Origin of the sequence: Parvibaculum sp. (genome assembly GCF_002684405.1) — a bacterium.
Lineage (GTDB): Bacteria > Pseudomonadota > Alphaproteobacteria > Parvibaculales > Parvibaculaceae > Parvibaculum.
Window position 1 is genome coordinate 21,934 of sequence record NZ_NYVD01000161.1, and the last position, 6,750, is coordinate 28,683.

Annotated in this window: 5 protein-coding genes; all 5 read right to left on the reverse strand. The window is 62.9% G+C overall.

Features of this window, described 5'->3' with window-relative positions:
- Window positions 1-27 precede the first annotated feature (27 nt).
- A complete protein-coding gene (locus CMI59_RS15005) occupies window positions 28-1,638 on the reverse strand; it encodes a ribonuclease J (protein WP_293329048.1) in 1,611 nt (536 codons plus the stop codon).
- Between the two features lie 143 nt (window positions 1,639-1,781).
- The gene (locus tag CMI59_RS15010) at window positions 1,782-2,573 is read right to left on the reverse strand and encodes a biotin--[acetyl-CoA-carboxylase] ligase (protein ID WP_293329041.1); all 792 of its coding nucleotides are present in this window, start codon (window positions 2,571-2,573) and stop codon (window positions 1,782-1,784) included.
- A 10-nt stretch (window positions 2,574-2,583) separates the two neighbouring features.
- A complete protein-coding gene (nuoN, locus tag CMI59_RS15015) occupies window positions 2,584-4,029 on the reverse strand; it encodes an NADH-quinone oxidoreductase subunit NuoN (RefSeq protein WP_293329042.1) in 1,446 nt (481 codons plus the stop codon).
- A gap of 24 nt (window positions 4,030-4,053) precedes the next feature.
- Entirely contained in the window at window positions 4,054-5,598 is a 1,545-nt protein-coding gene (locus tag CMI59_RS15020) for an NADH-quinone oxidoreductase subunit M (RefSeq protein ID WP_293329043.1), read from the reverse strand.
- On the reverse strand, window positions 5,598-6,750 hold a 1,153-nt coding region (locus CMI59_RS15025; RefSeq protein WP_293329044.1), incomplete at its 5' end, for an NADH-quinone oxidoreductase subunit L. The genes CMI59_RS15025 and CMI59_RS15020, both read right to left, overlap by 1 nt.

Genomic DNA, 6,750 nt, shown 5'->3' on the forward strand with positions numbered 1-6,750 from the left:
CGGTTCAGGGGCGGTAGCAAGGCGGGGTCAGATACGCGTGACCATCACCTCCACCTGTGCCTTTTTGCCCCATTCGCGGCGCAGCGTGCCGCGCACCGCGCGGCGGACATATTCCGCAACGGCACCGTCGTCTCCCCTGCGCTTGGCGGGCAGCCGGTCCAGCGCTTCGTCGATTGCGTCGAGCGCCCGGTCTTCCAGCAACACGCCGAAATTATCTTCTTCCGGCAGGCCGATCAGGCGCACTTGCGGGTCGCCGCAAATGCGGTTCTTGCCGTCTATCACCAGGGTCACGAAGACCGCGCCCGAGAAGGAAAGCCTGCGGCGCATGCGCAGCGCTTCCTCTTCGGCTTCCACCAGAATGTCGCCATCGAGGTAAAGGCGGCCGGAGGGCGCTTCGTCGATCACCCGGGCCTCGTTCGGTGCGAGGTGAACCATGAGCCCGTTCTTCACCACGATCTGCTCGGGCACCTGAAGTTCGCGCGCAAAGGCGGCGTGCTCTGCGAGATGGCGGGATTCGCCGTGAACGGGAATGGAAACGCGCGGCCTGATCCACTGATACATCTGGGCAAGTTCGTCGCGGCAGGGATGACCGGAGACGTGGACGAAGTGATCCTTCTCCGTCACGACCCGGATGCCGCGCTCCGACAACAGGTTCTGAAGCTCGAAAATAGAGACGTCGTTGCCGGGGATGATGCGGGAGGAAAAGACGACCGTATCGCCCTCCTCCAGCACGATGTTGGGGTGCGTGTTTTCAGCGATCCGAGCCAGCGCGGCGCGCGGCTCTCCCTGCGAGCCGGTGCAAAGATAGAGCACGCTTTCCGGCGGCAGGTAGCCCGCATCCTCTTCGTTCACGAAGGGCGGCAGGTCGTGGAGGTATCCCGCTTCGCGCGCCGCGGAAACCACGCGGTGCATGGAGCGCCCGACCAGCACGACATGACGGCCGCATTCCGCCGCCGCCTTGGCGATGCTTTCCAGCCGCGCGACATTGGAGGCGAAGGTGGTGACGGCGATACGGCGCTTGCACGTCCTGAAAAGCTCGACGAGGCTCCGGCCGACATCGGCCTCGGAACCGGAGACGCCGGGCGAAAAGACATTGGTGCTGTCGCAAACGATGGCGAGCACGCCTTCATCGCCGATTTCCGTCAGACGGGCCGCGTCGATGTCGTCGCCCAGCACCGGGTCCGGATCGATCTTCCAGTCGCCGGTATGCAGCACGAGGCCGAGCGGCGTGCGGATCGCCAGCGCGTTGGGCTCCAGAATGGAATGGGTGAGCGTGACGAGTTCGATGTCGAAGGGGCCGAGATCGAAACGATGGCCAAGTGGGATGATGTGCATGGGCACTTCATCCTCGATCCCCGCCTCGATCAGCTTGCCGCGCACCATGTGGGCGGTGAAGGGCGTTGCATAAACGGGACAGCGCAGGCGCGGCCAGATATGCGCGACGGCGCCGATATGGTCTTCATGCGCATGGGTGAGGACGATGCCGAGCAGCTCGTCGCGCCGCTCTTCGATGAAGGCCGGGTCGCCCATGATGAGGTCGATGCCCGGCGTGCGCTCGTCGCCGAAGGTGACGCCCAGATCGACGATGATCCATTGCCGGTCGTCGTCGGTCCCGTAGCCATACAGGTTGAAGTTCATCCCGATTTCGCCGGATCCGCCGAGCGGCAGAAACAGGAACTCGTCATCGGGGTTCGCCGGGCCCGCGCGCTTGCCGCTTGCGGTATCGGCGGCGGTGGCGGGAGATGTTGTTTCACTCATGCTTATTCTTAGCGCGGCAGGCGTCAGGACGCCATGGGGGGCGTCGGTGAGCCGAAAAAGACATCGCCCGCCGCCACCCGGCGCAGGCTGCCATCCGACAGGCGGATTTCCAGCGTGCCGTCCGTGGCGAGCCCCTCGAAGCTGCCCGTAAAACTCTCATCCGACAAACGCACGGTGATCTCGCCGTGAAGCCCCTCGGCGCGGGCAAGCCATGCCTCTCGGATGGCGGCGAAACCATGCTGGCCGCGCCAGACGGCCAGCCAGCGCTCATAGCTTGCGGCCAGCGCCTCCAGCATCTCCACCGGCGTGACATGGCCCGCCTGCATGGCGGCCAGAGACGTGGCCGGATATTCGATGTTCTCGGGATGGACGGCCAGGTTGACGCCCATGCCGATGGCGACCCAGGCGACCTCGCCCCCTGCGACGCCGGAGGATTCCAGCAGGATGCCGGCGAGCTTTCGCCGCTCATGCAGGAGGTCGTTCGGCCATTTGAGCTTGAGCCCGCCTTTCAACTGAGGCGGCAGGATACTTTCCACGGCATCATGGACGGCAACGGCGGCGACGAAGGAGAGTTCGCCCGCCTTGCGCGGTCCGCAATGGGGGCTGAGGAGCAGCGTTCCCATGAAATTGCCGTTGGGTGACACCCACTCACGGCCCCGCCTGCCCCGCCCCGCGGTCTGGAGGTCGGCCGTGATCCAGACATTGCCGGGATCGCCCGCATCGCCCAGACGGCGGGCTTCTTCATTGGTGCTGTCGATTTCGCCAAAGTGAAAATGGCGGTATCCGGCAGGAAGGCTCGTGTCTTGCTCTGCCATGCTGCGCGCCTTACGGCATCAACGCGGCAACCGCCGATTGCGCCCCGGCGATGATCGGCAGCGGATAGACGAAGAACAACATAGTGAAGATACCGGAGATGGTGAGCATCGCTGTCAGCTCGCCCGGCATGGGCTCGAAAGCCTCCGCCGGTTCGTCGAAATACATCACCTTCACGATGCGCAGATAGTAGAAGGCGCCGACGACGCTGGAGAGCACGCCGATAACGGCCAGCGGGTAAAGATGGGCCTGAATGGCAGCCATGAAGACGTAGAACTTGCCGAAGAAGCCCGCGAGCGGCGGGATGCCGGCCAGCGAAAACATCAGCATCGCAAAGACGAAGGCGAGCAAGGGCTGGTGACGCGACAGACCTGCAAGGTCGTCGATAGATTCCACCATGCCTTCCTGACGGCGCATCATGAGGATGCAGCAGAAGACGCCGATATTCATGATGACATAGATCGTCATGTAGATAAGCACGCCGCGCAGGCCTTCCGGCGTGCCCGCCGCAAGGCCGACAAGCGCATAGCCCATATGGCCAATGGAGCTGTAGGCCATCAGGCGCTTGATGTTGTTCTGGCCGATGGCGGCAAAGGCGGCCAGCACCATGGACGCGATCGAGATGAACACGATGATCTGCTGCCATTCAGGCAGGAGATGCGGGAAGGCGCCGTAGAGCAGATTGATGATGAGCGCCATGGCCGCGAGTTTGGGCGCGCCGGCGAAGAAGGCGGTTACCGGGGTCGGCGCGCCTTCATAGACATCGGGCGTCCACATGTGGAACGGCACGGCGGAAATCTTGAAGGTGAGACCGGCCAGCACGAAGACGAGGCCGAAGATGACGCCGGTATTGGCGCCGGCTTCCAGGACGTGGGCGATGACGTTGAAATCGACGCTGCCCGTGAAGCCATAGACCATCGACGCGCCGTAAAGCAGCATGCCGGAGGACAGCGCACCAAGGACGAAATATTTCAGGCCCGCTTCCGTGGACCGCGTGCTGTCGCGATTGAAGGCCGCGATGACGTAAAGCGCAAGGCTCTGCAGTTCGAGACCCAGATAGAGGGCGATCAGGCTGTTGGCGGACACCATGGCGAACATGCCGAGCGTGGCCAGCACGATCAGGACGGGAAACTCGAAACGGTCGATCTTTTCCCGCTCCATGAAGTTCATCGACATGATGATGGCCGCGGCCGCGGCAAGCAGGACGAGAATTTTCACATATTTGGTGAAGCCGTCGATGACGAACATGCCCTCGAAGGTCGTCACGCGCCCGCCGCTCTGGCCGATCAGTACGCCGCAGACGATGGCAAAGAGCGCCAGCGCGCCATAAGCGGTATCGCGCGCCGTGGCATGCTTGCGGAACACGCCATACATGAGCAGCAGCAGAGCACCCGCTGCGAGAAGCATCTCGGGCAGAGCGGGAGAAAAAGCGGGAAGCGTGGTCACTGCGGTTTCCATGAATCTGTCCTTGCGGCCCCTGCTCTACTGAATGCCGATGAGGCTGGCGAGATGCGTCAGCATTCCGCTCCCCATCGCGGTCTGATGGGCCTCGACGGCCGCGTGGTAGTTGGCAACCAGGTGCTCAACCGACACGGCCGTGATGTCGAAGATCGGCGTCGGATAGATGCCGAAGAAAAGGGTCGTCGCGATAAGCGGCGCCAGCGTCAGCGCCTCACGCATGTTGAGATCCTTCATGCTTTTCAGCACATCGCGCTGGATCTCGCCGAAGACGACGCGGCGATAGAGATAGAGCGCATACCCCGCCGACAGGATGACCCCCGTGGCGGCCAGCGCCGCGACCCAGGTGTTCACCATGAAGGTGCCCATAAGCGTCAAGAATTCGCCGACGAAACCGGAAGTGCCCGGCAGGCCGACATTCGCCATGGTGAAGATGAGGAAGGCGACGGCATAGAGCGGCATGCGGTTCACAAGGCCGCCATAGGCGGAAATCTCGCGGGTGTGCAGCCGGTCGTAAATGACGCCCACGCACAGGAAGAGTGCGCCCGACACCCAGCCATGGCTGAGCATCTGGAAGATGGAGCCCTGAACGCCCTGCTGGTTCGCGGCGAAAATGCCCATTGTCACGAAGCCCATATGGGCAACGGAGGAATAGGCAATGAGCTTTTTCATATCCTCCTGCACCAGCGCGACGAGCGAGGTGTAGACGATTGCGATCACGCTCAAGGCGAAGACGAACGGCGCGAAATCGGCGGAGGCCAGCGGGAACATGGGCAGCGAGAAACGCAGGAAGCCATAACCGCCCATCTTCAGCAGGATACCGGCCAGGATGACCGACCCCGCCGTGGGCGCTTCCACATGCGCGTCGGGCAGCCAGGTGTGGACCGGCCACATCGGCATCTTCACCGCGAAGGAGGCGAAGAAGGCCAGCCAGAGCCAGGTCTGCATGCCTGCCGGGAACTCGTGGGTCAGCAGGACCGTGATGTCGGTCGTGCCCGCATCCCAATACATCGCCATGATGGCCAGCAGCATGAGCAGCGAGCCGAGCAGCGTGTAGAGGAAGAACTTGAAGCTCGCATAGATGCGGCGCGGACCGCCCCAGACGCCGATGATGAGATACATCGGGATGAGGCCGCCTTCGAAGAAGATGTAGAACTGAACGAGATCCAGCGAGCAGAAGACGCCGATCATCAGCGTTTCCAGCACGAGGAAGGCGATCATGTATTCCTTCACGCGGGTCTGGATCGCGTCCCAGCTTGCCAGAATACAGGCGGGCATGAGGAAGGTCGTCAGGATGACGAACAGCATCGAAATGCCGTCGACGCCGACGTGGTAGTTGATCGAACCGCCCAGCCACTCGGTTTCCTGCACGAACTGGAAGTCGGCCGTGGTCGGGTCGAACTTCCACCAGATGTAGAGCGACAGGATGAAGGTGAAGCCCGTCGTCCACAGCGCGACGTATCGCACGTTCCGCGCAACCGTTGCCTCGTCGCCCCGAACGAAGGCGATCAGCAAAGCGCCTGCGAGCGGCAGGAATGTGATGAGCGAGAGAATGCTTCCGTCGGTCATCAGTGCGCGCCCCCGAACATGAAATAGGTCGCCAGCGCCGCCACACCGAGCAGCATCGCGAAGGCATAGTGATAGAGATAACCGCTCTGCAGGCGGACGACGCCGCGCGTCACGTCGAGCACGCGCGCGGATACGCCATCCGGCCCGAGGCCGTCGATGATCCGGCCGTCGCCCTGCTTCCACAGGAGGCGACCGATCCAGAAGGCCGGGCGGACGAAGAGGAAGTCGTAGATCTCGTCGAAATACCACTTGTTGAGCAGGAACTTGTAGAGCGGCTCCTGTTCGCGGGCGAGCTGCTTGGGCAGCTCGGGCTTGACGAGATAGAAGAGCACCGCGACCGCGAGGCCGATCAGCATCATCAGGGTCGGCATCCCGGCCGCCCAGGCCGGCACGTCGTGATGCATGGCATGAAGGACATGGTTGTCCGCGCCATGGAAGATGGAGCTGAGCCAGAAGGCGCTGTGCGCATCGCCGATAAAGAGCTTCTCGAAGGCAAGGCCTGCGAAGATGGCACCGACCGCCAGCACGACCAGCGGGAGCATCATCACCATGGGCGATTCATGCACATGGGAAAGCGTCTCGTTAGAGGCACGGGTCTGACCGTGGAAGGTCATGAAGATCAGGCGCCAGGAATAGAAGGAGGTGAAGAGCGCCGCCACGACCAACATCACATAGGCAAACATGTGAGCCGGGTTGGCATCGGCCACGAATGTCGCCTCGATGATGGCGTCCTTGGAGAAGTAGCCCGCGGTGCCCGGCACGCCGGTGAGCGCCAGCGTGCCGATGATCATCATCAGCCAGGTCGCCGGGATCATGCGGAACAGGCCGCCCATCTTGCGCATGTCCTGCTCGTCGCTCATGGCGTGGATGACCGAGCCGGAGCCGAGGAACAGGAGCGCCTTGAAGAAGGCATGCGTGAAGAGGTGGAACATGGCCGGCTCATAGGCGCCGACGCCAAGGCCAGCGAACATGTAGCCGAGCTGCGAACAGGTAGAATAGGCGATGACGCGCTTGATGTCGTTCTGCACGAGACCGACGGTTGCCGCGAAGAACGCCGTGATCGCCCCGATGACCGTGACCACCGTCAGCGCGAAGGGCGAGAACTCGAAGACCGGCGACATGCGCGCGACGAGGAAGACGCCCGCCGTCACC

What these genes read in the sequence shown, in the direction of transcription:
- CMI59_RS15005 (WP_293329048.1), bottom strand. Translation starts at nt 1,638, where the DNA reads ATGAACTTCAACCTGTATGGCTACGGGACCGACGACGACCGGCAATGG.
- CMI59_RS15010 (WP_293329041.1), bottom strand. Translation starts at nt 2,573, where the DNA reads ATGGCAGAGCAAGACACGAGCCTTCCTGCCGGATACCGCCATTTTCAC.
- nuoN (WP_293329042.1), bottom strand. Translation starts at nt 4,029, where the DNA reads ATGGAAACCGCAGTGACCACGCTTCCCGCTTTTTCTCCCGCTCTGCCC.
- CMI59_RS15020 (WP_293329043.1), bottom strand. Translation starts at nt 5,598, where the DNA reads ATGACCGACGGAAGCATTCTCTCGCTCATCACATTCCTGCCGCTCGCA.